The following is a 26,193-nucleotide window of genomic DNA, read 5'->3' on the forward strand; positions in this document are numbered from 1 at the left end:
GTAAGGCATGCCGCCAGCGTTCAATCTGAGCCAGGATCAAACTCTTCAGTTTAATCTCTGTTTTTCGACAATTTCTTGTCTATGTCACATACGTGACATGTCGCTCACTCAAAATACTGACAGTTCAGTGACTTATTTCTAAATCACCGTCTTGCTTTGTTATTTCTTGTGAACACTTGCTATATTATTTAAGCATTCCATTCAACCTAGATCGAATGGTGCGCTTCACCAAGTGCCCACATTTATTGACTGTTAATTGTTAAAGAACCGTATTCTTTTCTGCTCAACCGGACTACTTATTCATCCAGCTTTGCGTCGCAGCGTTGTGTGCGTCAGCAGCAGAGAAACGAGATTATGGAGCATTTCGCTTTTGCTGTCAACACCTTGATTTCACTTCGTTTTATTTCGCTCTTTCGAGCATATAAAACTGTTGTTCGGTGTTCACAGCTGCCCGTTTATTCCGCAATTTGTTCAATCGCTCATTTCTCGGGCCTGGCTACTTTTACTTCTCTTCTCGCCCGCCTTTCAGCGGGAGGCGAACTATAGCAAACTACTCGCCTTGTCCGCAAGGCTTTATCGGTAATTATTTACTCTGTTTGTTGAAAGGCACATAAAGAAAAGCAAAAGCAAAAACTAGAGGGTGCGCTGCGCGCACCCTTTGGCTTTTTGTTCTGTATATATGAGGGCTGGGATGGTGCGCGTGGCGCACCCTACTGTCTCGGGTATGTGTCGCATGATGCAGTAGCTTGCCGCACGGATTATCAACAGACGACACTGGGCTCCTGCCTGCGCAGGAGCGACGAATTTGAGGGCGACTATATTAATAGTATTTTTCGTTTATCGATTGAAACCCATCACAACGCCATGCCCACCCCGGCATTTCACTATGCTACATGCAAGTTGCTTAAGCACTTTTGAGTGTGACAGCTTTCTATACGACCTAACACCTGCTCCTATATAGAGTATCCATTTGATTATTTGCAGAGAAATCAAGTAAGGTTAGGTTTTTCTCACTTTCCATTATTTCCATGTCTGCGAATTCAGAAGGTTCTACCAAGGCGATTTTTTATGCGCTGGGTGCCAATGGTGGTATCGCTTTGGCCAAATTTGGCGCTGCCATTTTTACTGCTTCCGGTGCCATGCTGGCAGAAGCCATCCATTCCACTGCTGATTGTATTAATCAAATCTTTTTGCTGATAGGTTTAAAGGAAGCCAAGCGTGCGCCTGATGCGTCTCATCCTATGGGCTATGGAAGAGTGGTTTATTTCTGGGCCATGATGGTGGCCCTGTTGCTGTTTTTCCTGGGCGGTGCTTTTTCTGTCATGGAAGGTGTCGAACGTCTGAAACATCCTGAGCCTTTAAAGAACCCTATGGTGGCGCTGCTGGTACTGGGTATTTCTGTCGCCCTGGAAGCTTTTTCCTTGTATGGAGCGATGCAGGAGATACGCAAGATAGCCGGAGGCAAGTCTTTCTTTCGCTGGTTCCGCGAAACCCGTCAATCTGAATTAATGGTGGTGGCGGGTGAGGATATCGCTGCCCTGGCAGGTCTGGCGGTGGCTTTTGTTGCCGTGGTGTTGTCGGTAGTGACAGGTAACCCGGTCTGGGATGCAATAGGTTCCATCATCGTGGGCTGTCTGCTGATGGCGGTCGCATTTTTTGTCATCCGCGAAGTCAAGGCCATGATCACTGGTGAATCTGCAGCGCCGGAAGTCAATGAGGCGATACGTGCGCATATCGAAGGTCATCCGCAAGTCGAGCACGTCATCAATCTGATTACTTTGCAGTGGGGCGAGCAGTTAATGATAGCGGTACAGGCGAAAATGCGTCCGCAGGGGTCTGACCAGGCCTTGATTGCCGCCATCAATGAAGTCGAGGATGGCATACAGATCAATTGGCCACAGGCGAAATGGTGTTTCTTTGAACCGGATATTGATACGACTGATGATTAAGAAAGTATGCCGATAAGTTGGCTCATCTGTCAGGATACTTTTTAAACCCTGACATTGTCGACTTCATCGGCGGACTTGAGCAGGGTGTGGATGGCGCGCTCAAACAAGGGCTCGTCTTCTATGAAACGCAACTTGCCAAAGTCCAGCAGTTCATTGAGTACACGCATGCTGAGTACGGAGGGGTATTCTTCTCCCTTGATGCTCAGCACCACATGTTGCAAGTTAGGGTCTACCCAGCGCAGACAAGCCCGGGCTTTGATTTGCTCAGCCTTGATATCAACCAGCGCACCGCAGACTATGCGTTCAAGATAGGCGGGATTGAGTTCTGGTGCCGCCTTTGTTTCAGTGTGAATCGGGCTCTCTGTAGCGGTTAGCGGTTTGCGCACTTCTTTATCCAGCATCCTGGCTGGCAAACCCAGTTCAGCCAATACCGCAAGTTGATAATGCTCCCTGGCAAATTCATAGTGATGAATTTCGGAATGTTCTATGGTGTCAGCCTGATTGGTAAATTGCTCAAATCTTTCATGCATGGCAGGCAAGCTCAGTCCTTGCAGCTTTTTGCTATCTGCCGTCGGCCGCAGGGCTGTGGAATGGGCTTCTGCCAACCAGTTCAAGAGTTTCTGTTGCCTGGTCTTGTCTAATTCCATCAAATCCATACCATGGCGCAAAGTCCCTACCATGCCGGGCAACATGGATGACAACAGGGTTCTATCCTCGTTTTCAGTCTTGGGAAAGACACTCCAGAGCAAGTCCGGCACCAGCAGGCGATAACGGCGGGCGAGTATGGCATCTGTTCTTTCTGCCACTTCTATCGCCCTGACCCAATCTTTCCTGAGGAAGCTGCGGAAAGAGGCTTCCACATGCACTTTAGGCATGGCCTTATTGATGGCCACAGCGATACAGGCAAAGCGCATGAAGCGTATCTCAGCTTCATCCATGGCTTTCACGGTACGGCGTATGTGTTGGTCATTGGTGCGCAATTCACGGGCTATAAAGGTTTCAAACCTGTTTTGTATGCGCGAAAACAATTCTGGCACTTCGCTATCATGCCGCATGAGGGTCTTGATAATGCGGGCTATCTCTTCTGATACATGATTTTCCACATCGCCGATTTGCTCGGCGCTATAAGAGATAGAGCAAATCCGGTTCAACAAGAGACGAGCCGGGTGTTTGCCGTCGCTGAGCAGATTTTTATCTTTCAAGGCCAGTTGGAGTATCAGGAATTGCAAACGCCCCAGGTCTATGCGCGTCTTGAATGGCACCAGCTCGTCACAGAGCATGACTTCAAACAACATGGCGACCAGATCTATGCACATTTGCTCGTCAGTATCTGTGGCGAGGCTATACAGAGCGTCTTTGTGTTCACGTATCAGATTACGGATTTCGCCTTGCTCGTCTTTCATGGAAGCACTGTCCGGCACCATGACTTTGTGCATTTGACCCAGCACTTTGGCCAGGCCCATGCTCATTTCTGGAGGTAACTGCTGGGCTTCTGCCCTTTGTTTCAACTGGTTTTCTATATTCTGCAAATGCGAAGCAACCAGCGCCGCTGGCACTTGTATCAAATCGGCACTACTCTTGCCTACTGAACTTGGCAGACCGGTATGCGCAAACTGGCCAGTATTGACTTGATTGCCTGTGATGCCCGTTGGCGCAGGAGCACTCTCCCTGGCGGTAAAAGGGATGCTGCCTTCTACATGCTTATCTCTTTGTGGGCTGGCAGCAGTGGCAGTTTCACCAAAGGCCTGTCTTAATACGCCACCCAGCGCACTGGCACTGCTCAGCCAGGCTGGGCCGGCACTGGCTGGAGCAGCTGCAGGTGATGGCATGCCGGGATAAGACATGGCTGGCGCTGGCATATTGCCAGATGCTTGCGCCAGTACTGGTGTGGCAGGTGGCAGGCTCAATGGCTTGCCGCGCACAGTCTGGAATAATTGCTCCAGACGTACTCCAGGGCTGGCCATGGTGGTTTGTTGTGCAGCAGGAAATGCCCCGCCCTGCACCTGGCCTTGCCCCCCAGCTTGCCCACCGGGGAAAACTCCAGCCTGCATAGTGGAATACCCCTGAGAGCCTTGCCCGCCTTGCCCGCCAGAACCACCCTGAGGAGTAGTGGCCTGATTGCGGGGTGTTTGCGATTCTGGTGCCTTGCTGATCTTGAGTGAAAGATGGGCGCTGATGCCCTGTTTTTCCAGCGCTACATTGGCTTCCTGGTAAATGGCAGGCATGCTGCCAGCCAGGGTCTCGCCCAATTGTTCGATGAGGATGGCTTCTGTTTCGGCCTGCAATCGCTGCTCTTCTACGGCCAGGAACACGCAACGCGCCAGCAGATAAGGCCGGAAAGGGTTTTCCCTTTCGCGTATATCGTCTTGTCCGAACAGAATGGCAATGCGTATATTTAAATCCAGCAAAGCTTGCCCGGCCTTGTCGCGGAAATTTTGCGTCATCTCATTGAAACGCAAAGTGGTCTCAAAGGTAGATGAATCCAGCAAGCTAAGTTCGCTTGCCTTTGTCAGGGTCGAGGCAGGTCTGAATGTACTGTAAGCAGTGCTAATACTGCGGTCCAGTAACTGCACCAGATGCACTGGCATGGCACGGGATATGGCATCCCATTTTTCTGGCAAGAGGGCACGCGCGGCAACAATGCGGCTTTTTTCTGCCGATGAATTGCCATTGTAATTCGCCTTGGTCAGCAATGCTTCCATGGCCACAGGCAGAATGCCGGGTACTGCATGATTAAATGCATGAGTAAATTCAGCGCGAGCACTGGATAAGGACTCGTTTGCGACCATGTGTACCCTATATCTAGAAATTCATCCTTTAACAATACGCGAAAATGACACAGCTTGCAGGAAAAGTGGTGTTATACCTCCTCCCTGCTGCTGTTCTTTGCTAATTTGCATCAAAAACCCGATCAGGCAGCCTTCTTTTTCCTGACCACGGTCTTTTTAGCAGGCGCAGCCTTTGCAGTAGCTTTGGTTTCTTCCTCAGGTTCGGCTTTCGCTTTCGATTTTGCAGCAGCAGGAGCTTTTGCCTTGCGTTCTTCAAATTCAAAGCTCACCTTGCCATCCTTGCCACGCACCAGGAAAGCCTTGAACGGGCGACGGGTGCGTTGCGAGATAAAGCCAGGCAACAGGTCAGTTTTGCCATCATTCAACAATTTACCCATTTGCTCAGGCAGGATTTCTTGTTGCAGGATGATGCGACCACTGCGGAAATCACAAGCCTTGGGTTTGGCCATGGTTTTTTCGCAGACATAGGCCAGGCCCATTTCATACACGCCACTGCCACACTTGGGACAAGGTCCGAGTGAAGTTTGTTCTGAAAAATCGACGGCTTCGCCATCTTCGCCTTCATCCTGATTCTGGCCAAAGTCAAATTCCAGCTTCAGGTTATTGTGTTCAGTGTCTGGCACGATCTTCAGGATGGCGGCAAATGGCCGTCCCATCTTGGAACGGAAACCCTGCAAGGGGCCGATTTCACGTTTGGCCAGCAATTCTTCCACTTCAGCGACTTCAAACTGACGGCTACCTGGTGTTTTGCTCATGGAGAATTCACACTTGGTACAGGCAAATCTACGGTAATTCTCTTTAACGACACCGCCACAATGTGGGCAAGGTGTATGCAAGGTCGCATAGTCACCAGGTATAGTGTCATTATTGTATTCTTTGGCGCGTTTGACAATGATCTGGGTCATCTGGGCAATTTCGCGCATGAATTCTTCGCGGCTGATCTTGCCTTTTTCCATTTGTGAAAGCTTGTATTCCCACTCGCCCGTCAGTTCTGGCGAGGTCAATTCATCGACCCCCAGACCGCGCAACAAAGTCATCAACTGGAAGGCTTTGGCGGTAGGCATCATTTCACGGCCTTCGCGCAACAGGTATTTCTCGTTCAGCAAACCCTCGATGATGGCAGCACGGGTAGCTGGTGTGCCCAGACCCTTGCCTGCCATGGCTTCACGCAGGTCACCGTCATCGACCAGTTTGCCAGCACCTTCCATGGCAGACAACAGGGTCGCCTCGCTGTATCGCGCAGGTGGTTTGGTGACCAGGGCATTGGCGGTAATTTGCTCAGTCTGGACTTTCTCACCTTTGGCAACGGCAACCAGGGTGCCTTTGCTTTCGCCATCTTTTTCTTCCAGCGCATCCTTGCCATAAATCGCCAGCCAGCCCGCGCTGGTCATGACCTTGCCTTCAGTCTTGAACTGATGGCCGGATACTTCAGTAATACGGGTCGTCACCTGGAACTCTGCTGACGGGAAAAACACTGCCAGAAAGCGGCGTGTCACCAAGTCATACAGTTTTTGCTCAGGCTCAGATAAATTCTTTGGTGCCAGTCCAGTCGGGATGATGGCAAAGTGATCACTGATCTTGGTATTATCAAAAATACGCTTGTTCGGCTTGAGCCAGTTGTTTTTCAGGATTTGCGAAGCAAACTGGTGATAATTATTAGTCTCCGAGATAGTACTCAGAGTCTCTTTCACCGTAGGCAGATAATCTTCCGGTAAATGACGAGAGTCGGTACGCGGATAAGTCAGAACTTTGTGTTTTTCATACAGAGCCTGGGCCAGACCCAGGGTATTTTTGGCAGAAAAACCGAAACGGGCATTGGCCTCGCGCTGCAAACTGGTTAAGTCAAACAGGGGCGGCGCGATTTGCGTGGCTGGTTTGGATTCTTCAGTCACATTGCCCTGGCGATTACGGCAAGCGGCCACGATGGATTCGGCTGCTGCCTTGCTCCACAGGCGCTCAGCCTTTTTCTCAGGATCGTGTTCATCTTTTTTGAACTGATGATCTTGCCAGCGGCCTTCATAAATACCGGCGGCGCAAACAAATTCTGCCTTCACTTCCCAATAATCACGGGAAACGAATTTCTTGATCTTTTCTTCACGCTCAACCACGATAGACAGGGTAGGCGTTTGCACACGGCCTACCGTGGTCAGGTAAAAACCACCTTCTTTGGAATTGAAGGCAGTCATGGCGCGTGTACCATTGATACCAATCAGCCAGTCAGCCTCAGAACGGCAACGTGCTGCATCGGCCAGGGGCATCATTTCTGTATCGCTACGCAATTTCTGGAAGCCATCGCGTATCGCACCGGTCGTCATGGATTGCAGCCACAAGCGGCTGACCGGTTGCTTGGCTTTGGCGTGCTGGGCAATCAGACGGAAAATCAACTCACCTTCGCGGCCCGCGTCACATGCGTTAATCAGGCCGGTGACATCCTTGCGCTTGATCAGTTTATTCAACACCTTCAGGCGTGACTCGGTCTTGGCAATCGGGTTCAGGGCAAAATGCGGCGGTATCATCGGCAAATGGGTGAAACTCCATTTGCCGCGTTTCACATCGTATTCTTCAGGAACCGTGATTTCCAGCAAATGGCCTACTGCAGACGATAATACATAGTTGTCAGATTCAAAATAATCATCATGCTTGGTGAAGCCACCCAGCGCTTTCGCTATGTCATTAGCGACTGAGGGTTTTTCGGCAATGATGAGCGTTTTTGTCATTTCGGGGTTCTCGAATAGGGTAAAGCGTGGTCGCCAATGTCTAATAGGCAACATTTCGCAAAATAAGCGTAAGACTAACCTAAATTTGCGGGGAATGATAAACGCGATAGACGAAAAACCGCAATCTATGCGCGATTTTTGTCATAAAAATTCCATTTAGGAAATGATTAATGCAAAAGCCTGCCCGTGCTGTCGTCATCTGACAACAATAATTCATCAAACATGAGCATATCAGGCTCGGCACCCTGGCTCCATAGCATCATCAAGACAATAATGCGCAGTTTATCCAGGGGCAGGGGTGATTCATTGACAACTAATGCTCTTTCAATCACGATTTCGCGCTGATTGGCATTCAATAAACCGGCAGACTCCAGAAATTGTATGAAGCCCAGGGCTGGTGTACCCAGGGCGGCAATTTCCTGCTCTGCGTAAATCCTGAAACCCTGGGACATGGGGACAGCCGCTACCGGCTCGGCAGTATTAACCGCCAAACCTGTCAGCCAGTCCAGGGCTTCGGTAATTTCATCCTCGGGGAAACCGACTGCCGACAATTTTTTAGTCAAGGCTGCCGTGTCTGGACAGGCGTCCGGACGGTAATAAGTTTCGTAGAGGTAAACAAGAATATCAAACATGCTGCTACTGTAGCCTTTGCAGCGATTTCAAACAAGCCCCCAGGACTTGCCATATATTAACAATCAGGCAAGTCTGCGATAATAACCGCCTGGCAAAGACTCCAGTTGTCCGCCCAGTTCCAGCGTCAATAACTCTGTCGTCAGGCTGGCAATGCCTATGCCAGTGCGGCTCGCCAGCATATCCATGTGTACAGGATCAAAACTGATTTCTTTCAAGAGCGACGACTCTGAGACCTCAACAGACTCAGATTCTTGCTGCGTCTTTATCTGGGGAGAGTGTTTCTGCAATTGCAACTCTTCCAATATATCTTGAGCAGACTCCACTAGTTTGGCACCCTGGCGTATCAATTGATGGCAACCTTTGGACAAAGGGGAATGGATGGAGCCGGGGATGGCAAACACTTCCCTGCCCTGTTCCGCCGCCATCCGTGCCGTGATCAGGGAACCTGACTGCGCTGCCGCTTCCACCACCAGGACACCTTTGGCCAATCCAGAAATGATGCGGTTACGGCGCGGAAAATTAGGTGCCAACGCTGGTGTTCCCAGCGAATACTCGCTAACGATACAGCCAGCTTCAGCGATCTGGTGGGCCAGATGACGGTTACGCGCCGGATAAACGATATCGGCACCCGTGCCTATGACAGCAATCGTGGAACCTGGGCCACGCAAGGCACCTTGATGGGCTGCAGTATCGATGCCTGCCGCCTGACCAGAACTGATGCACAGACCTGCAAGGCTCAGCGCCTCGGAAAATTGTTCGGCATTGCGCACACCCTGTACCGTTGCATTCCTGCTGCCGACCACGGCCACCGTGGCAGCATCGAGCAAGCTGAGGCGGCCTTTGATATACAGCATCAGGGGTGGATCAGGAATTTCCAGCAAGGAGCGCGGATAAGCAGCATCCGCCAAAGTCAGGATTAAATTGCCCGGCTGTTCTTGCCAGGCCAGGGTTTTATCTACTTGCTGCTGGAAATCAGCTGGCATGGCCAATAAGGCATTGGCCAGCCTGGGAGTGACGACTTCACATAAGGCGGCATGACTGGCCGCAAAAATTTGCTCAGGCAAGCCGAATACGGATAACAAACGGCGTGCCGTTTCATTGCCCACGCCTGGCGTTTGCTCCAGCCTCAGCCAGGCGATTAAATCCGTCGACAATTCCACGCGCTTGCGGTCGTCAATAACTTATCTCGGCGATCTCGCCGCGTCACCGACCTTGACGATGTCCTTGACTTGCATGATGAGGCCGTAAGAGATATTGCTGAAAACACGGAAAATAAACAACTCACCGATAGGCTCATCTGGCAACTTGACTGAACGATTAGCGTCGGTTTTATCCTGTATCACTCTGCCATAGTTATACAAAGTCAATACTGTTCCCAAATTCAAGCCATCATTCTTGCCACGGTTGATGGTCACGATCTGATTTTGGCCAGCAGATGCCACGCCGCCATAGACTGACACTACACGAGCATCTACTTCATCGGCTGGCGGGTGTGGTACATAGCTCAGGATAGGTGAAGGTGGTATGGGCATTAACCTGTCGCCAACGGCCATTTCTTCTTTGGTCCTGACAACATTGAACGTATGCACATCGCTTTCGTCCGTGCCTTCGCGCTCAAGCTTGACTGTACCCAGGAAGACTGCCTCGTAAGCAATGATGGCCTTGGTTTCCGGATCACGTAAAGGCGTGCCAGGACGGAACACCTGGAAGGAAGTACCGCCTTCGAGCTCACCACGAACATAAGCTTGTTCATTCAGCCCCAGATGCACCCTGCCTTCTTTAGTAGCAATAATCCTGGGCGCAACGGCCAGGTCATTGTCTTCCAGAATCAAAGGCTGAGACAGGAAAGGTTCTATCACCGATGCCGGGATAGAGGGAATGGCATTCACCCCCAAACCCTGCACTCGTGAATGCGGGTTCAATTTGACGGTAGGTATGCCGCCGGGGTTGCCAAGGCGCAAACGACCATTGACGCGATCAAAATAGACGATCTGACCAGGATAAATCCAGTGCGGGTTCTTGATATCTTCTTGATTCATGCCCCACACTACTGGCCAGCACCATGGGTTTTTCAGGAACATGCTGGCAATACCCCAAAGCGTATCTCCTTTGACAACAACATGCTTGTCTGGTGCTTCCGGTAAGAAGTCGCACTTGGTTTTACTGGCAACTACTTGCGCCTGTGCGGTGGTGGCCTGTCCACCAGCAGCGAGCGCGCCTGAAGAAATCAGGGGAAGACTGACAGCGAAGATGGAAGCGATTGTGCTAAACTTTTTCATGAATAATATCCGATGCAAAATACTGCAATACCGCAAGTGAAGGCGCGCAGGCAGGCGCGAACTTGCAAAACTTGCCAAATTGAATCAAATTCTGCCCATAAATCCTTGAACTAGCAAGAAAAACTGCGCAATAAGCCTTAATGCTTGTTGTGAAATGTCTTATGACGATACTAAATATACTGCGCTATCCCGATGCGCGCCTCCATAAAGTGGCAAAACCGGTAACACAATTTGATGAACGCCTGAAAACCCTGGTGGCCGATATGGCAGCCACCATGTACGACGCACCCGGCGTCGGTCTGGCTGCTTCACAGGTTGATGTCCACGAGCAACTGGTGGTCATTGATGTCTCAGAAACCAATGACCAGTTACAAGTTTTCATCAACCCGGAGATACTCTGGGAGAGTGAAGAACGTAAAGTGTATGACGAGGGCTGCTTGTCCGTACCCGGCATTTATGACGGGGTGGAACGTCCGGCTGAAGTCAAGGTCCGTGCCCTGGACGCCGACGGCAAAGCCTTTGAAATCCATGCAACTGACTTGCTGGCCGTGTGCATACAACATGAAATGGACCACCTCAAGGGCAAGGTATTCGTAGAATACCTGTCCCCCATGAAGCGTAACCGCATCAAAACCAAGATGCTGAAAGAAGAACGCGAAGAACAACGCAGACGGGCTGAACGTTAATGCGCGTTATCTTCGCCGGCACTCCGGAATTTGCTGCTACCGCTCTGCAAGCCATCCATGCAGCAGGCTTTGAAGTCCCCCTGGTATTGACCCAGCCAGACCGCCCGGCAGGACGCGGCATGCAATTACACGCCTCTGCCGTCAAACAATTTGCATTGCAACATGGCATCACAGTAGCCCAGCCTCAGTCTTTACGTCTGGATGGTAAATATCCTGAGGTCGCCAGAGAAGCGCACGATTTACTCAATAACACAGCGCATGATGTCATGGTGGTGGCGGCCTATGGTCTGATCTTGCCGCTGTCTATCTTGAATATTCCGCGCCTGGGTTGTTTGAATATACATGGCTCTTTGCTGCCACGCTGGCGTGGCGCGGCCCCGATACACCGGGCGATAGAAGCAGGCGATACAGAAACCGGTATCACCATCATGCAAATGGAAGAGGGTCTCGATACTGGCCCTATGTTGCTCAAGCAAAGCGTGGCCATCACTGATCGCGATACCACCGGCAGTTTGCATGACAAGTTAGCCGCACTGGGTGGCGAAATGATTGTTGCAGCTTTACAACGCTTACAGAACGCTGATTTGCCTGCGACAGTCCAGCCAGAAGCTGGCGTCAACTATGCATCCAAAATCAGCAAGGATGAAGCTGGCCTGGACTTCCGCTTGCCAGCCGAGGTCCTGGCAAGAAAAATACGGGCCTTCAACCCCTTCCCCGCTACCCATGCGCAATATGCTGGCACCACCATTAAAATCTGGGGTGCAAAGCTGCTTGAAACAACTGGTAACTATAAACCTGGGCAAATACTATCGGCAAATCTGGAACAAGGTGTTATTGTTGCCTGTGGCCAAGGCTCGCTCAGCTTGACCGAATTGCAAAAACCCGGCGGTAAACGACTTTCAGCGACAGATTTCCTACAGGGCTTTGCTTTCAACGAGGGAGAATTTTTCAGTTAACAAGAAAAAACAGAAAGCGATGAAGCAAAAAAACTACAACTTTCTCTTGTAAAGTTGCTTCACGGTGTTATAAGTGCGGAAATAATCCATTTAATGCCTGGCTGCAAGCAAAATCTTTGTTGCTCGCCGCTACTTGTTGTATTCTCTTACACTGAATTATTGCCATTTTCGTTTTCGATAACAAAAACTCTGACTAAGACCTAAAAAAAGGTGAGCTCATGAAGAAATTTCTTCCCATTGCCCTGGCAGCAACGCTGTTGGCAGGTTGTACTACTCCATACAGTGAAACGCCTTTAGCAGGCAATTTTCCGACGACTACGCAAAATAAACTGCAAGCAGCGTCGCACTGGCTCGTCATCGCGAAAGATGTAGCAGAGCAAATCAAACTCGGAACCGACAAGATAGGCGCCCCGGTTTACGTCATGCCACCAGAAAAAGATAGCCAGTTCACACAGGCTTTCTATACCCAGATCATTACTTCCCTGGTCAATCAGGGCGTAGTTGTCAGGAAAATCAATGACGGCACTTCACAAGTCGTCAGTATAGAAACTCAGCTGGTACGCTTCTCCTATGATCGTCATCAAAACAAGCGCTTCACCAGCGTCACCGCTATCGGTGCTGGTATTGCTGCAGTGCATGGCCTGGGTATCCCGGTCAAGACAGATGCCGTCCTGGGAGTATTCGCCCTGACTGGTGCTTATGACTACACCAGCTGGATCAATCAGGAATATGCAAGAGGCCGTACGCCTCAGCACGAGTTGATCGTGACGACATCTTTGGTGAAAAACTCACAATTTATCGCCCGTCGCACCGATGCTTACTATATCTCGGACTGGGATTGGACACTTTACAATAAAGACACCGATTTTAACTTCCGTGTTGTTGGGGGCCAATAATGATGAAAAGCGCAGCTCTCGTAATTGCTTCTGCCATCGCACTCAGTGCCTGTGCCAATCTGGGCCTGGGCAACACACCGCCACCAGCGGCAGCATCCCCTGTGCCTACGTGGAAAGATGCGGAAGCCAATGAATTCATCCCGGCGAATCAACGTGCAGCAGCACTCTTGATCAGCAATGCAGGCTTGAAACTAGACCCTTCCCGTCCTTTGATTATTGCCACCTTGGCCAATATCAACTTCCTCGAAGAGTCTTCGACCTTTGGTCGCATTATCGCTGAACAAATTTCAGGTCAGTTCACCCGTCAAAACTACAAGATGGTGGAAATGAAATTCCGCGATAAAGTGTTCATGAAGCAAAATGTAGGTGAATTGCTGCTGACACGTGAAATCAAGGATGTCGCGCAAAATCATAGTGCCCAGGCGGTTATCGTTGGCACCTATGCCGAGAGTGACAAACTGGTGTTCGTCAACTTGAAGCTGGTCAGACCTAGCGACAATACCGTCATCAGCTCGGTTGATTACGCGATTCCCATGGATAAGAATGCCAAATCCCTGTTGGGACGTCGATAATTATCAAGTAGTGAATGAGCTTGCGCTCATTGTTACGGCAAGAAAACGACAGCTCAGGCTGTCGTTTTTTTTTGCCTGTTATCAAATGCAGGCTGTAGTGACAGGCATTACTTATCTTCCATGGCAAACAAATCACTGCGTGCCGCCTGGCTGATAGCCAATACTGCCGGATGTGTCAGCTTGCGCTGTACCGAGATGGCATAAAACTGCTCTTTGATTTCATCTGTCTGCCCCAGTAATTGCACATCATACTGGCGCATCACCATGTCTGCGATCACCGTAGGTGCGGCAAAAAAACCTGCCCCAGCCTGGCCAAAAGCGCTCATGAGCGCGCTATCATCAAACTCACCGGCAATACGCGGATGCAGGCCCTGATGGTCGAACCATTGTAATAAGCGGGCACGCAAAGCGGCATCTTCACCAGGCAATAAAAAAGGTGCGCCGTCCAGGCTTTGAGGGAAGGACTGAGGATATTGCTGCAGCAAAGCATTGGTGGCGAAGAAACTGATCCCGCATTCCCCCAGTTGATGGCTATATCCACGCACATTGGCGCTGACAGGCATGGGACTGTCTGATATGACAACATCAAGCTTATGGGTTGCCAGGTCCGCCAGCAAGACTTCCAGCTTGCCCTCACGGCAATTGATACGCAAGGTCTGCGGCAACTTCAGTGCTGGTTCCAGCAAGCGATATGCCAGGGTCTTGGGTAAGGCATCAAATACCCCCACTCTTAACTGCACGGTGCGTGCAGTCGGCCTATGATGCAAGACTTCTTCCAGTTCTTGCCCCAAGGCAAAAATATCATCCGCATAACTTAATACCAGACGGCCAGCCTCAGTCAATTCCAGATTACGCCCATTCTTGCGAAACAATTCCTCGCCCTGAATTTCTTCAAACAGGCTTAATTGCCCGCTGATGGTTTGTGGCGTCAGATGTAATTGCTCACTAGCGCGAGCAATGCTACCAGCCTTGGCTACCATCCAAAAATAATGCAAATGCTTGTAGTTGAGATGCGGCATATGAGTTTGCTTGCTTTAACAATACATCGGTTTTTACGAATATATATTCAATTATATTCGACTTTTCTTGTTTATCCTTAAGACCTACACTAGCTCTACCTTCTGTTGAGAAGGTGAAGCCATTTTGCAGTCATGCATGGTTTCAACATTTCAGGAGATAAGCATGAAAATCTTGAGTCGTTCTGCCACTGATGCGCAAACCGTTGCCTATAGAGACAGCAATATCAGCGCTGGCCATAAAGTCTTGCGCAACACTTATATGTTGCTGTCGATGACGCTGTTGTTTTCCGCAGTGACTGCGGGTGCGACAGTCGCCTTTAATATTCCCGGCCCCGGCTTCTTACTGACACTGGTTGGCTATTTTGGCCTGTTGTTTGCCACGACTAAACTGCAAAACAGTGGCTGGGGTATTGCCTCTGTATTCGCCCTGACCGGTTTCATGGGTTACACCTTGGGGCCTATGCTGACACGTTACCTGGGTATGCCTGGCGGCACTGGCATCGTCATGACAGCGATGGCCATGACAGGTTTGATCTTCATGGGCTTGTCTGCCTATGTACTGGTCAGCAAACGTGATTTCAGTTTCATGGCAGGCTTTTTGATGGTGGGTATGCTGGTCGCTTTCGTTGCCAGCCTGGGCGCGATTTTTTTCCAGATACCTGCGCTGTCGCTGACCATTTCTGCTGTCATGGTCTTGTTGATGTCGGGCATGATCCTGTTCGAGACCAGCAACATCATCCACGGTGGTGAAACCAATTACATCATGGCGACTGTCAGCCTGTATGTCACCATCTTCAATCTGTTTACCAGCCTCTTGCAATTGCTGGGCTTTATAGAGAAAGAATAAGAAATGATCCATTCCGTCGCTCAGCCCTGGATGTGGGCAGTATTTATAGGCTTTGTTTTACTCATGCTGGCAATTGACGTGTTGGCCCTGGGTGGCTCACGCGCCCATAAAGTCAGTGTCAGGGAAGCGGCGGCGTGGTCACTGGTCTGGGTCAGCCTGGCCCTGTTGTTTGATTTTGGTTTGTGGATATATTTGTCCGATACCGTGGGCCGTGAAGTGGCTACCGCCAAGGCCATGGAATTTTTGACTGGCTATGTCATAGAAAAATCCCTGTCGGTCGACAATGTGTTTGTCTTCCTGCTGATCTTCGGTCACTTCGCTGTTCCACCGCAGTATCAGCGCAAGGTCTTGCTGTACGGCGTACTGGGTGCCATCGTCATGCGCATCATCATGATATTGGCGGGCAGCTGGGTAGTTACGCAATTCTCATGGGTGCTGTATTTGTTCGGTATCTTCTTGCTGGTTACAGGTTTTCGCATGCTGGTGTCGGCAGACAAGGAGCCGGATCTGGAAGCCAACCCGGTCTTGCGCCTGGCAAAAAAACTGCTGCCTTTCACCAATGAGTTTCACAAAGAGAAATTCAGCATCAAGGAAAACGGCAAGCGCCTGTTTACCCCCTTGTTCCTGGTGCTGATACTGATAGAAATATCAGACGTGGTATTTGCAGTGGATTCTATACCGGCGATTTTTGCAGTGACGACGGACCCCTTCATCGTCTTCACTTCCAATATCTTTGCGATCATGGGCTTGCGTGCACTGTACTTCTTGCTGGCTGACATGGCAGACCGCTTCCATTTGCTGAAATTCGGCCTGGCTTTTGTACTGATGTTTGTCGGTATCAAGATGCTCATCGTGAAATGGATGCATGTACCGACCAGCATTTCACTGATCGTCATCGCCGTCCTGCTCGGCAGCTCGATTATTGCCAGCCTGCTGGTCAGTCGCAAAAAAACTACTTAAACACCAGCAGCTCTTCCATTTTGTACGATTCCCGTTGGCACATCACAGCAAGATCGTGATGTGCCTTTTTTACGTCAGAACAAAAGAACTTCAGCGCCTTGGTGAAAAGATGGCTGACCTAGGATTTCCACTGCTTCCGGGTGCGATTCCGGTGATATCTGTGCTTGTGACTGGCTCATGGTATTTGTGGCACTTGCCGAGGATACAGACGCGAAATTAGTCAGCAGATAAGGATTACCTTTGCTTTCAACGACTATTCCATTCTTGTCCAACATGGCAACAGAGACGATACCCCCAGCTTTCACAATTGCCTGCAGCTGCACAGTATCGGCGGTACCAAGATTAAAGTCGACCGTGGTGTCGTTAAAATCTATCGAGTCATCTATCGCAATAATTTCCCCATTAAGTTTCAGAAAGGCTTTCTGTCCAAAGTACTCGTTGCCATTAATTGTGGCCTTCACCATAAGATTGGTGTTTGAGCTATTGACGGTATTACCTGTCACATTTCCGCCAACCGGTATCAGGGTGATATTTGTCGCGGGCTTTCCATCCACATATTTGGATTCGTAACCTATTTGGAAATCAGTCAACTTGTTAGTGATTGAGTAACCAGATGCATCCGTCAAGACCAGGCTCAAATTTTTCTTATAATAAAAATCGTCATGGACTTGGCTGGCAAGTTTTGAATCAAACACAAAATCCAGCATTTTGTCACCTGCACCTATGTAAGGTATTTTTGCCAGTAAAACACCATTCTCCATCAAGGTTGCCGATCCCCCTGTATTATGACCTGCAACAATGAGGAACTGAATTTCGCCAACACCAACATTGAAGCTGGAAGTTACCGTCTTTACATATGAAGTGACAAATATAGCCGTGCTCGGCAAAGTCAGTGGTACTGCCGTTGAGCTCAATGTGGTGTGACTGCCAAACTGATTACTACCGAGTACAGGATTATTCGTACTCTCGATCACTCTACCATTCATATCCACCATGTCGACCGATACAACACCGCCAGCATTGATGAGATTTTGCATCTGCACACTATTGGCATTCAAGACTTCAAAATTCACCGTACGGTCGTTTGAAAAAATGAAATTGTCACTGGCGACAACCTGACCATTGATTTTCAAATATGCTTTACCAGTCAAATATTCCAGGCCATTGATATTTGCGGACACCGACAGGTAGGCATTTCCCCCGGAAGAAGAGATACTGATATTGGAGGCAGGCGTACCAGCCTTTTCATTCAGTGTGGGCGATATTTGATAATCTTTTAACCTGGTCGTTACGGTATTGCCAGCCTGATCGGTAAGGACCAAACTTAGATTACTGTTTTTATAGTAGTCGTTATAAACCTGCTTTGCTATTTGGGGGTCAATAAAGAAATCCAATGACGTCGCGCTGGCACTGATATTGGATATCTTTGCAACTACCGTACTGTTTTCTAAAATGGCAGCCGAGCCACCAGTCATTGACCCTGACATAATAGGGTAATGAATTTCACTCATGACATAATCGACTCCAACAGGGGATTGATTGACCCAGCTAGTCGAGTAAACACCTTTTACTGGCAACAGCGGTGCTGTGGTATCGAGCACTATCGATGTTCGTGCGCCAATACTTCCTGAATTTCCAAATATATCGGTTACCTTAATACCCAGAGATTTCGTACCATCTGCCCCCCAGTAAATACCACCTGGAATATGCAAGACTGCTTTTTGCGCTGCCACCTCTGCCGTCGTCAGAACATGCGTAACCGGGATAGAGAAAGAGCTATTCCCGTTCATCAATTCGAGTTTGTAGCCTGTGGATAACTGTACGCCTTTCAGATCAACCACCACATCCATGCCCTGCATTCTCTCCATATCACTAATGCCATTTGTCGCTTCTGCGATCTTGAGTGGCTGGCCTGGTACCAGGCTGGGTGGTGCCCCCGTTGCCGTGACACCAGACAAGATGCCGCGCATGACTTCAAAGGTATAGGCTGAACCGTATAGCGCGGCCTTTTCCGGTGTATTCAGGCTGGTAGTAAAGCCTGCAGCAAAATTGAGCTTGTTTTGTATCGTCAGACCATCCAGGCTTTGTGCCGGTGCGCCATTCACAATAGCCAGCGCCGCAGTACCCAGGTTAATTGCGCCACTACTTATCTGTGTGGACCAGTATTTCAAACCGTCTGCATCGGCAGTACGACCAAACAGATTTTGATACAGGGTAGTAATCACCTCTTCTATGGCCTTACCACCATAAGTCAATTTGTATTCCACTTGCTCACTGAAAGACTGTGCCAGGCCAGCCAGGGAAATCTTATTAGCATCAAGTTGCCCTTCCCAATAAGCCAGACCGGCCACATCGGCTGGACGGTTAAAGTAAGCGATATACAGTTTTTGTATGGTGCTGGCATTGATACCCATGAAAATTCCAATTAGATGAAAATGATTGATGCGCATTTGCCGCGCACATAAAAATTACTCTCGTCTGAATAAAACCAGGCAAGCTCTGCTCGATACAGGATTGGTAATAACTGAAATTCAAGAGAAGAGAAATTTGGCTGTCATATAAAAAGCACAAATCTTCCGTCATGCACGAAGTAGCAAAACTCAGTGATTCAATTCAGCATTATTTTTACATATTGTAACAATTTCTTATGCGCGCTGTCTAATACCAAGGTATGTAGTGCGATGAATTGACGTCCTTCCCTGTTTGCGTTCCAATGAACAGGGAATCAGCCAGTCAATCCAGTTCATCGTTTATCCAACTAAAGGGCGTACAGTCTCAGGCATGCAAATGGGAAAAAAACTTTCGGCGAGCCTGCGTAAAGACCTATGGGAAATACTGTTTCCTGATAAGGCTTATCTGGAGCGCAAGCGTGAAAATCACCGCCTCATGCTGGCCATGCTGCATACTGCCTGCGCCCTGTTTGGTTGCCTGATGTGGTTCTGGGATTATTTTATCGATCCCTCGGGTGCACAAAACACCCTGGGCTTGCGTCTCATGCATGTAGTTCTGTTTTTGAATGTCATCAATGCGCTATGGCGCACGCGCTTGTGGCTGGCACAGTTAACCGTACTCATCACAGGCTTGTTTGTCGAATGGCTATTCATGGAAATTTTGAACCGTCTGCATGGCGCCATGGAATATGGCATAGGCGGCTTCATGTTTTTCCTGCTCATGCCTCTGGTGCTATTCCAGGGCATGTCGCTCAGCTTTGGTATCGTGTATGCACTGTGTGCCACCCTCCTGCCACATTTGTTTGCCTGGCTGGGCTTATTACATGATTTCCCCCATGTGCAATACGCTATCTTGCTATGGCCAGCTTGCAGCTTATTCATTTTTACCAGCTGTGCTGCAGAATTGAATTACCTGCGTCGTTATCATTCTGAAAACCAGCACCGCAAGCGCAGTGAAGAAGTCTTGCAACAAAAAGAAATGCTGGAACAACAGCGTAGCGCTCTGGAACAAACTAACCAGGCGTTGACCCTCGCCTATCAATTGCAGGAACAACAGCAAAGCGAGTTGACGCGTTTTCTGGCTGTCGCCAGCCATGACTTGCGCCAGCCCATGCATGCGCTGAACCTGTACCTGGGTGCCTTATCAAATATAGATTTACCCACGCAGGCGCGCAGCCTGTTGAACAATGTCCGGCATTGCACCGATATCATGGATGATATGTTTTTGTCCTTGCTCGATGTTTCGCGGCTGGATGCGCACATAGTCACACCAGCCATACATCACTTTCCGATTGCTGCCGTACTCAGCAAGATTATCATAGAATTCACCCCGCAAGCGCAAAACAAGCATCTGGAGTTTTATGTCCACGCCAGCGATCTTTGGGTAAAAACCGATGCCAACCTGCTAGAGCAAATGTTGCGTAACCTGACTGCAAATGCGATACGCTATACCCATGCTGGTAGTGTCAAAATCACTTGCCAGGCAGAAGCCGACAAACTATGCCTCAGTGTGAATGACACAGGTATTGGTATTTCTGCTTATCAGCAAAAAACCGTCTTTGAAGAATTTTTCCAGGTTGGCAACCAGCATAAAGACAATAGCAAGGGCCTGGGTTTAGGGCTGGCCATCGTCAAGCGCTTGAGCAGCTTGCTGGATATCCCCGTCAGTCTGCAATCGAAACTCAATGAAGGCAGTTGTTTTTCCATCAAAATCCCCTTGGCTGAGCCTGAAAAAATCCCGCTGCAGGACAAGCTCGGTCCTAGCCAGTCCAGTGATGAATTACGTGACAGCTTGATTGTGGTCATTGATGATGAAAAAAGTATCTTACTGGCGACCCAGGCATTGCTGGAATTATGGGGTTGCCAGGTCATTGCCGCTGCCTCCGGGCCAGAAGCACTGAGCGCATTGAGTAGCCTGGATAAAAGGCCAGATGCCCTGATCTGCGATTATCGTTTGTCATCCAAAGAAAATGGCTGCGATGCCATCGCCGCCATACGCGAAGAATTCAACGACGACATACCGGCCTTGCTGGTGACGGGTGAAACCTCGGCAGAGCAAATCGGCACCCCGCAAACCCATGATTTCCAGATTTTGCACAAACCCATGCAAGCTGAGGCCCTGAAAACAGCCTTACTGGAATTATTGCGTCATAACCCTGGACTACCGGCTCTGGTATACGCTTCTGACTTTGACTAAGCCGAATACCTCTTAGTCGTGCTGATCGGGAGAATACAAGCCCAGACGTCGCGCCGCTAATACGGCCTGCGTGCGATTCACCACATTCAAGACCCGGAAGATGGAAGTCACATGCATTTTCACCGTGATTTCTGCCAATTCCAGGCGCAAGCCTATCTCCTTGTTGGACAAGCCCTGACATAACAAGGTCAGGGTTTCTTGCTGTCTGGGAGTCAGGGCCAGTAAGGGCTCTTCTTTATTGGCTTGTTTGCCCCGCAGGGTAATCCAGTTGGAATCCAGGCTCTCTTTGGCCAGTATCTTGCGCACGATCTCCGCCATGACATCGGTAGATACCGCCTTGGAAATAAAGGCCTTGGCACCAGCCCGCAGAGCGGCATCCACTTCGCGCCTGTCTTCTGATGCAGAAATAACCACAATCGCGACATCGGTATAGTTTTTGCGCAAGGAACTGATGGCTTCTACGCCGTTCATCCCTGGCAATCCCAGATCCAGCAAAATCAGGCGCAAGCCAGCATGCTGCCCGGCTTGTGCCAGTGCCTCTTCGGTAGAAGTCACTGCCGCCACCATACTGTCACCCAGCATGTGGCGCATGAATACCAGCAAGGCATCACGATAAATTGGGTGATCTTCAATAATGAGTGCAGAAATTTTCATCTGGACCTGAGAGTGAAAGGGCAAAAATGAGCAGCAGGCACAAGTACGACCTTTAATGGATAATAATTGATGGTATGTAGAATAGTGAAGCGGCTACTGCTTTCAGGCAAGCAAAAATTGCGAGTTTATACTTGTCAGGCAATTTATGCTCATTGCCAGCCTCTTCTGGCACAGTGGCAATGACAAAAGTGCCTTTGTTTTCTTTGCATGAGCAGTTTGGCAAGGCAAAAACCATACAGCACAATGCCCGCAACTATCCAAGCCCTTGATTTGACGTATAATTTATACTTTCTTGCGCCGATTTGAGATTCAGATTGCGGGCGCGTAATAAGTGCTGCTAAAAGGACGTCGCCCGATCCGCCTGCACACACAAGCTGATCGGGTTTTTGCATTTATGTGAGTAAACATCATGACTACGACCCAGCCTGTATCTGCCCTCGAAACCCGTTTGCGTGCCATTTTGCAAAAGCGCATCCTGATACTCGATGGTGCCATGGGTACCATGATACAGCGCTATAAACTGACGGAAGAAGATTATCGCGGCGAACGCTTCAAGGACTTTACTGGCCCTGAGACCGTGCGCGAACTTTTCGTCAAGGGCAATAATGAATTGCTGTCGCTGACACAGCCGCATGTAATTGCCGAGATTCATGAGCAATACCTGGCAGCCGGTGCCGACCTCATAGAAACCAATACCTTTGGTGCAACGACGGTCGCGCAAGATGATTACCATATGGCCCATCTGGCCTATGAGATGAATGTCGCCTCGGCCAAAATTGCGCGCGCTGCCTGCGACAAATATTCAACACCAGATAAGCCACGTTATGTGGCGGGGGCTCTGGGGCCTACGCCAAAGACAGCATCGATTTCACCCGATGTGAATGACCCGGCAGCGCGTAATGTCACTTTCGACCAACTGGTGGCAGCTTACCTTGAGCAAACCCGCGGCCTGGTTGAAGGCGGTGCCGATGTGCTGCTGGTAGAAACCATATTCGATACGCTGAACTGTAAAGCCGCGTTGTTTGCCATCGACCAGTTTTTTGAAGAAACCGGCACCCGCTTGCCCATCATGATTTCTGGCACGGTGACCGATGCATCTGGCCGTATTTTGTCGGGCCAGACCGTGCCAGCATTCTGGAATTCTGTACGTCATGCCAAACCGCTGACGGTAGGCCTGAACTGCGCCCTCGGTGCTGCTCTGATGCGCCCGTATGCAGAAGAACTGTCGAAGATTGCCGACACTTTCGTTTGTATTTACCCGAATGCCGGTTTGCCTAACCCCATGAGTGATACCGGCTTTGATGAATTGCCAGCCGATACCTCAGCCCTGCTGAAGGAATTTGCCGAAGCCGGCTTCATCAATATCGCCGGTGGCTGTTGCGGTACCACGCCTGACCATATCAAGGCGATTGCCGACATCCTGCAAACCCGCACGCCGCGTGACATCCCGACCGTACCGGCAGCCATGCGCCTGTCTGGCCTGGAGCCGTTCACGATTGATGAAAGCTCATTGTTCGTCAACGTTGGTGAACGTACCAATGTCACAGGCTCAAAAGCTTTTGCCCGCCTGATCCTCAACGAACAATACGATGAAGCGCTGGCAGTGGCACGCCAGCAGGTAGAAAACGGTGCGCAGGTCATCGACATCAATATGGATGAAGCGATGCTGGATTCACTGGCAGCGATGACACGCTTCCTGAACCTGATCGCTTCTGAACCGGATATCGCCCGCGTGCCTATCATGATCGATTCGTCGAAATGGACAGTCATCGAAGCGGGTCTGAAGTGCGTACAGGGCAAGGCCATCGTCAATTCGATTTCCATGAAAGAAGGCGAAGCAGAATTCCTGCGCCAGGCCACGCTGTGCAAGCGCTATGGTGCGGCGGTCATCGTCATGGCCTTTGATGAAAAAGGCCAGGCGGATACCTATGCGCGCAAGGTGGAAATTTGTGAACGCGCCTATCGCCTGCTGGTCGATAAACTGGATTTTGATCCACAAGACATTATCTTTGACCCGAATATTTTCGCGGTCGCGACAGGCATAGAAGAACACAATAATTACGCTGTCGACTTTATTGAAGCGACTGACTGGATACACAAGAACCTGCCCGGTGCCAAGATCAGCGGCGGTGTATCGAACGTGAGTTTCTCTTTCCGCGGCAATGACCCGGCACGTGAAGCGATACACACGGTATTCCTGTACCACGCCATCAAGGCGGGTATGACCATGGGCATCGTGAATGCCGGCATGGTCGGTGTCTACAGTGAACTCGATGCTGAATTGCGTGAACGCGTGGAAGACGTGGTGCTGAACCGCCGGGAAGACGCGACCGAGCGCATGATAGAAATTGCTGCCACGCTGAAAGCCGGCGGCAAGAAAGAAGAAGCTACGCTGGAATGGCGTAACGAACCGGTAGAAAAACGCCTGTCACATGCGATGGTACACGGCATCACCAACTGGATCGTCGAAGATACCGAAGAAGCCCGTGCTGCCATCATGGATGCTGGTGGCCGCCCTATCCAGGTTATTGAAGGTCCGTTGATGGCGGGTATGAATATCGTCGGTGACCTGTTTGGTCAGGGCAAGATGTTCTTGCCGCAAGTGGTCAAATCTGCCCGCGTCATGAAGCAGGCAGTGGCCCATCTTATCCCTTACATCGAAGAAGAGAAGAAGCGCAGCGGCGACAACAAACCCAAGGGCAAGATCGTCATCGCCACCGTCAAGGGTGATGTGCATGACATAGGCAAGAACATCGTCACCGTAGTCTTGCAGTGTAATAATTTTGAAGTGGTCAACATGGGCGTGATGGTGCCCTGTTCAGAAATCCTGGCCAAGGCCAAGGCAGAAAATGCCGACATCATAGGCCTGTCCGGCCTGATCACACCGTCTCTCGAAGAGATGGCTTACGTAGCGAAAGAAATGCAGCGCGACCCGCATTTCCGTATGCTCAAGATTCCGCTGCTGATCGGCGGTGCCACCACCAGCCGTGCCCATACTGCAGTGAAGATTGCGCCTAACTATGAAGGCCCGGTGGTGTATGTTGCCGATGCCTCACGCTCAGTGTCTGTTGCACAATCACTGCTGACGCCGGAAAGCCGCGACCAGTACATCGCTGATCTGGGTAGTGACTATGACCGCATCCGCACCCAGCATGCGAATAAAAAAGCCACGCCCATGGTCACGCTGGCGCAAGCCCGTGCGAATAAAATGAAAGTGGATTTCACTGGCAGCAATACGCCAGTCAAACCCAAATTCATCGGTCGCCGCCTGTTCAAGAATATTGATCTGGCGACGATCGCCAATTACATAGACTGGGGCCCGTTCTTCCAGACCTGGGACCTGGCTGGACCTTTCCCGGCGATACTGACTGATGAAGTCGTCGGCGAAGCAGCCACAAAAGTATTTGCCGAAGGCCAGGCCATGCTGAAGAAAATCATCGAAGGCCGCTGGCTGACGGCGAATGGCGTGGTATCCCTGCTGCCTGCCAATACCGTCAATGACGACGATATAGAAATCTATACCGACGACACCCGCAGCCAGGTGGCCCTGACTTACTATGGCACGCGTCAGCAAACCGAGAAACCCATCATCGATGGCGTGCAAAGACCCAATCAGTGCCTGTCAGATTTCATCGCGCCGAAAGACAGTGGCATCAAGGACTATATAGGCATGTTCGCGGTAACTGCTGGCCTGGGCATAGAAAAACATGAAAAGCGCTTTGAAGATGCGCACGATGACTACAGCAGCATCATGCTGAAGTCACTGGCCGACCGCCTGGCAGAAGCCTTTGCCGAATACCTGCATGAACGCGTGCGTAAAGACCTGTGGGGTTATGTCGCCGACGAAGCCCTGAGCAATGAAGACCTGATCAAGGAAAACTATAAAGGCATACGCCCTGCCCCTGGCTACCCGGCCTGCCCGGAACATACGGTCAAGACCGAGATGTTCAAGCAGATGCAGTGTGAAGAGATAGAGATGTACATCACCGAATCATGGGCCATGATACCAGGTGCAGCAGTATCAGGCTTTTACTTTGCCCATCCTGAATCGAAATATTTCAGCGTAGGTAAAATTGCGGATGATCAGGTCACCGATATGGCAGAACGCCGTGGTGTACCCAAGGATGAAGTGGAACGCTGGCTGGCGCCGAATTTATAGAACCAGCAGGTATTTGTAAAAAGCTGCACATGCTGAGGTATGTGCAGCTTTTTTTGGTTTGGCGATGTGCGGAATTATCCGCAAAACCTGCCCATCAGACCGGAATGAGGCTGGTATTAACCCAGTTCCTTAATCACCAGATTCGTCAATTCACTGGCGACTACCGCATCAAAACTTTCTTCCATCAAACGCCACTTGAAGCTATTGCCCAACTGGGCTTTTTTATACACATTCAGGCGACGGTCTTTTTTGAATTCAACCACTTTAAGAGCCAGCTGTTGCATGATTTTGTGGCGCTTTAATACGGTCTTGTCCTGCTTTTTCTTGGTAATTTCTACCGGCATTTCCTTGATGACAAACTCAGCAAGCTGCAGGCCAAATTCTTTTTCTTCTTTTGCATTAAACCAATTAAACATGGCGTTCTTTCTAC

General features: G+C 50.0%; 18 protein-coding genes. 9 read left to right on the plus strand and 9 right to left on the minus strand.

All coding sequences use genetic code 11. From position 1 onward, the window contains the following. Positions 1-1,028: 1,028 nt before the first annotated feature. A complete protein-coding gene (locus ACO0LF_RS04790) occupies positions 1,029-1,949 on the plus strand; it encodes a cation diffusion facilitator family transporter (protein WP_423012472.1) in 921 nt (306 codons plus the stop codon). Positions 1,950-1,990: 41 nt separating this feature from the next. Here the strand turns inward: ACO0LF_RS04790 and ACO0LF_RS04795 are convergent, their stop codons facing one another. From ACO0LF_RS04795 to ACO0LF_RS04815, 5 genes are all read right to left on the minus strand, one after another. Next, positions 1,991-4,738 carry a DUF1631 family protein gene (locus tag ACO0LF_RS04795; protein ID WP_423012474.1) on the minus strand — a complete coding sequence of 916 codons (2,748 nt, stop codon included), beginning with the start codon at positions 4,736-4,738 and terminating at the stop codon, positions 1,991-1,993. A gap of 122 nt (positions 4,739-4,860) precedes the next feature. Next, complete coding sequence (locus ACO0LF_RS04800; protein ID WP_423012476.1) at positions 4,861-7,455, minus strand: DNA topoisomerase III; 2,595 nt, start codon at positions 7,453-7,455, stop codon at positions 4,861-4,863. A 167-nt stretch (positions 7,456-7,622) separates the two neighbouring features. After that, positions 7,623-8,087, minus strand: a complete 465-nt coding sequence (locus ACO0LF_RS04805; RefSeq protein WP_423012478.1) for a DUF494 family protein — start codon at positions 8,085-8,087, stop codon at positions 7,623-7,625. A 63-nt stretch (positions 8,088-8,150) separates the two neighbouring features. Next, positions 8,151-9,248, minus strand: coding sequence for a DNA-processing protein DprA (gene dprA, locus ACO0LF_RS04810; RefSeq protein ID WP_423012480.1), 1,098 nt, complete (start codon positions 9,246-9,248; stop codon positions 8,151-8,153). A 21-nt stretch (positions 9,249-9,269) separates the two neighbouring features. Beyond that, a complete protein-coding gene (locus ACO0LF_RS04815; RefSeq protein ID WP_423012482.1) occupies positions 9,270-10,367 on the minus strand; it encodes a LysM peptidoglycan-binding domain-containing protein in 1,098 nt (365 codons plus the stop codon). A 161-nt stretch (positions 10,368-10,528) separates the two neighbouring features. Between ACO0LF_RS04815 and def the strand changes: the two genes are divergently transcribed. The 4 genes from def (at position 10,529) to ACO0LF_RS04835 (ending at position 13,477) form a co-directional block, all read left to right on the plus strand. Continuing rightward, a complete protein-coding gene (gene def, locus ACO0LF_RS04820; protein WP_423012484.1) occupies positions 10,529-11,053 on the plus strand; it encodes a peptide deformylase in 525 nt (174 codons plus the stop codon). Then, complete coding sequence (gene fmt, locus ACO0LF_RS04825) at positions 11,053-12,009, plus strand: methionyl-tRNA formyltransferase (RefSeq protein WP_423012486.1); 957 nt, start codon at positions 11,053-11,055, stop codon at positions 12,007-12,009. Before def ends, fmt begins: the two co-directional genes overlap by 1 nt. A gap of 218 nt (positions 12,010-12,227) precedes the next feature. Continuing rightward, positions 12,228-12,905 (plus strand): hypothetical protein, encoded by a 678-nt coding sequence (locus ACO0LF_RS04830; RefSeq protein ID WP_422999359.1) that lies wholly within the window; start codon positions 12,228-12,230, stop codon positions 12,903-12,905. Next, positions 12,905-13,477, plus strand: coding sequence for a FlgO family outer membrane protein (locus ACO0LF_RS04835; protein ID WP_422999361.1), 573 nt, complete (start codon positions 12,905-12,907; stop codon positions 13,475-13,477). Before ACO0LF_RS04830 ends, ACO0LF_RS04835 begins: the two co-directional genes overlap by 1 nt. Before the next feature lie 107 nt (positions 13,478-13,584). On the opposite strand, the gene nhaR is transcribed toward ACO0LF_RS04835, so the two are convergent. Further along, positions 13,585-14,496, minus strand: coding sequence for a transcriptional activator NhaR (gene nhaR / locus ACO0LF_RS04840; RefSeq protein WP_423012488.1), 912 nt, complete (start codon positions 14,494-14,496; stop codon positions 13,585-13,587). Positions 14,497-14,659: 163 nt separating this feature from the next. Between nhaR and ACO0LF_RS04845 the strand changes: the two genes are divergently transcribed. Both ACO0LF_RS04845 and ACO0LF_RS04850 read left to right on the plus strand, forming a co-directional pair. After that, entirely contained in the window at positions 14,660-15,343 is a 684-nt protein-coding gene (locus ACO0LF_RS04845; RefSeq protein WP_423012490.1) for a Bax inhibitor-1/YccA family protein, read from the plus strand. 3 nt (positions 15,344-15,346) lie between these two features. Then, positions 15,347-16,303, plus strand: a complete 957-nt coding sequence (locus tag ACO0LF_RS04850; protein WP_423012492.1) for a TerC family protein — start codon at positions 15,347-15,349, stop codon at positions 16,301-16,303. A 74-nt stretch (positions 16,304-16,377) separates the two neighbouring features. Here the strand turns inward: ACO0LF_RS04850 and ACO0LF_RS04855 are convergent, their stop codons facing one another. Continuing rightward, positions 16,378-18,717, minus strand: coding sequence for a DUF4214 domain-containing protein (locus ACO0LF_RS04855; protein ID WP_423012494.1), 2,340 nt, complete (start codon positions 18,715-18,717; stop codon positions 16,378-16,380). Between the two features lie 373 nt (positions 18,718-19,090). Here ACO0LF_RS04855 and ACO0LF_RS04860 point away from each other — a divergent pair, with 373 nt between their 5' ends. Continuing rightward, entirely contained in the window at positions 19,091-20,950 is a 1,860-nt protein-coding gene (locus tag ACO0LF_RS04860; RefSeq protein WP_423012496.1) for a hybrid sensor histidine kinase/response regulator, read from the plus strand. A 12-nt stretch (positions 20,951-20,962) separates the two neighbouring features. Here the strand turns inward: ACO0LF_RS04860 and ACO0LF_RS04865 are convergent, their stop codons facing one another. Further along, positions 20,963-21,604 (minus strand): response regulator, encoded by a 642-nt coding sequence (locus tag ACO0LF_RS04865; protein WP_423012498.1) that lies wholly within the window; start codon positions 21,602-21,604, stop codon positions 20,963-20,965. A 409-nt stretch (positions 21,605-22,013) separates the two neighbouring features. Between ACO0LF_RS04865 and metH the strand changes: the two genes are divergently transcribed. After that, positions 22,014-25,763 carry a methionine synthase gene (gene metH, locus ACO0LF_RS04870; protein WP_423012500.1) on the plus strand — a complete coding sequence of 1,250 codons (3,750 nt, stop codon included), beginning with the start codon at positions 22,014-22,016 and terminating at the stop codon, positions 25,761-25,763. Between the two features lie 116 nt (positions 25,764-25,879). On the opposite strand, the gene ACO0LF_RS04875 is transcribed toward metH, so the two are convergent. Next, the gene (locus tag ACO0LF_RS04875) at positions 25,880-26,179 is read right to left on the minus strand and encodes a hypothetical protein (protein WP_423012502.1); all 300 of its coding nucleotides are present in this window, start codon (positions 26,177-26,179) and stop codon (positions 25,880-25,882) included. Positions 26,180-26,193: the final 14 nt, after the last annotated feature.

Source organism: Undibacterium sp. Di27W, assembly GCF_049340345.1.
Classification (GTDB): Bacteria; Pseudomonadota; Gammaproteobacteria; order Burkholderiales; family Burkholderiaceae_D; genus Undibacterium.

Bases quoted from the DNA above. Each gene is read 5' to 3' on its own strand.
- ACO0LF_RS04835 (WP_422999361.1), top strand. From the start codon at position 12,905: ATGATGAAAAGCGCAGCTCTCGTAATTGCTTCTGCCATCGCACTCAGT.
- ACO0LF_RS04795 (WP_423012474.1), bottom strand. From the start codon at position 4,738: ATGGTCGCAAACGAGTCCTTATCCAGTGCTCGCGCTGAATTTACTCAT.
- nhaR (WP_423012488.1), bottom strand. From the start codon at position 14,496: ATGCCGCATCTCAACTACAAGCATTTGCATTATTTTTGGATGGTAGCC.
- def (WP_423012484.1), top strand. From the start codon at position 10,529: ATGACGATACTAAATATACTGCGCTATCCCGATGCGCGCCTCCATAAA.
- ACO0LF_RS04865 (WP_423012498.1), bottom strand. From the start codon at position 21,604: ATGAAAATTTCTGCACTCATTATTGAAGATCACCCAATTTATCGTGAT.
- ACO0LF_RS04830 (WP_422999359.1), top strand. From the start codon at position 12,228: ATGAAGAAATTTCTTCCCATTGCCCTGGCAGCAACGCTGTTGGCAGGT.
- ACO0LF_RS04855 (WP_423012494.1), bottom strand. From the start codon at position 18,717: ATGGGTATCAATGCCAGCACCATACAAAAACTGTATATCGCTTACTTT.
- ACO0LF_RS04845 (WP_423012490.1), top strand. From the start codon at position 14,660: ATGAAAATCTTGAGTCGTTCTGCCACTGATGCGCAAACCGTTGCCTAT.
- ACO0LF_RS04800 (WP_423012476.1), bottom strand. From the start codon at position 7,455: ATGACAAAAACGCTCATCATTGCCGAAAAACCCTCAGTCGCTAATGAC.
- metH (WP_423012500.1), top strand. From the start codon at position 22,014: ATGACTACGACCCAGCCTGTATCTGCCCTCGAAACCCGTTTGCGTGCC.
- fmt (WP_423012486.1), top strand. From the start codon at position 11,053: ATGCGCGTTATCTTCGCCGGCACTCCGGAATTTGCTGCTACCGCTCTG.
- ACO0LF_RS04860 (WP_423012496.1), top strand. From the start codon at position 19,091: ATGGGAAAAAAACTTTCGGCGAGCCTGCGTAAAGACCTATGGGAAATA.
- ACO0LF_RS04875 (WP_423012502.1), bottom strand. From the start codon at position 26,179: ATGTTTAATTGGTTTAATGCAAAAGAAGAAAAAGAATTTGGCCTGCAG.
- ACO0LF_RS04850 (WP_423012492.1), top strand. From the start codon at position 15,347: ATGATCCATTCCGTCGCTCAGCCCTGGATGTGGGCAGTATTTATAGGC.
- ACO0LF_RS04790 (WP_423012472.1), top strand. From the start codon at position 1,029: ATGTCTGCGAATTCAGAAGGTTCTACCAAGGCGATTTTTTATGCGCTG.
- ACO0LF_RS04815 (WP_423012482.1), bottom strand. From the start codon at position 10,367: ATGAAAAAGTTTAGCACAATCGCTTCCATCTTCGCTGTCAGTCTTCCC.
- ACO0LF_RS04805 (WP_423012478.1), bottom strand. From the start codon at position 8,087: ATGTTTGATATTCTTGTTTACCTCTACGAAACTTATTACCGTCCGGAC.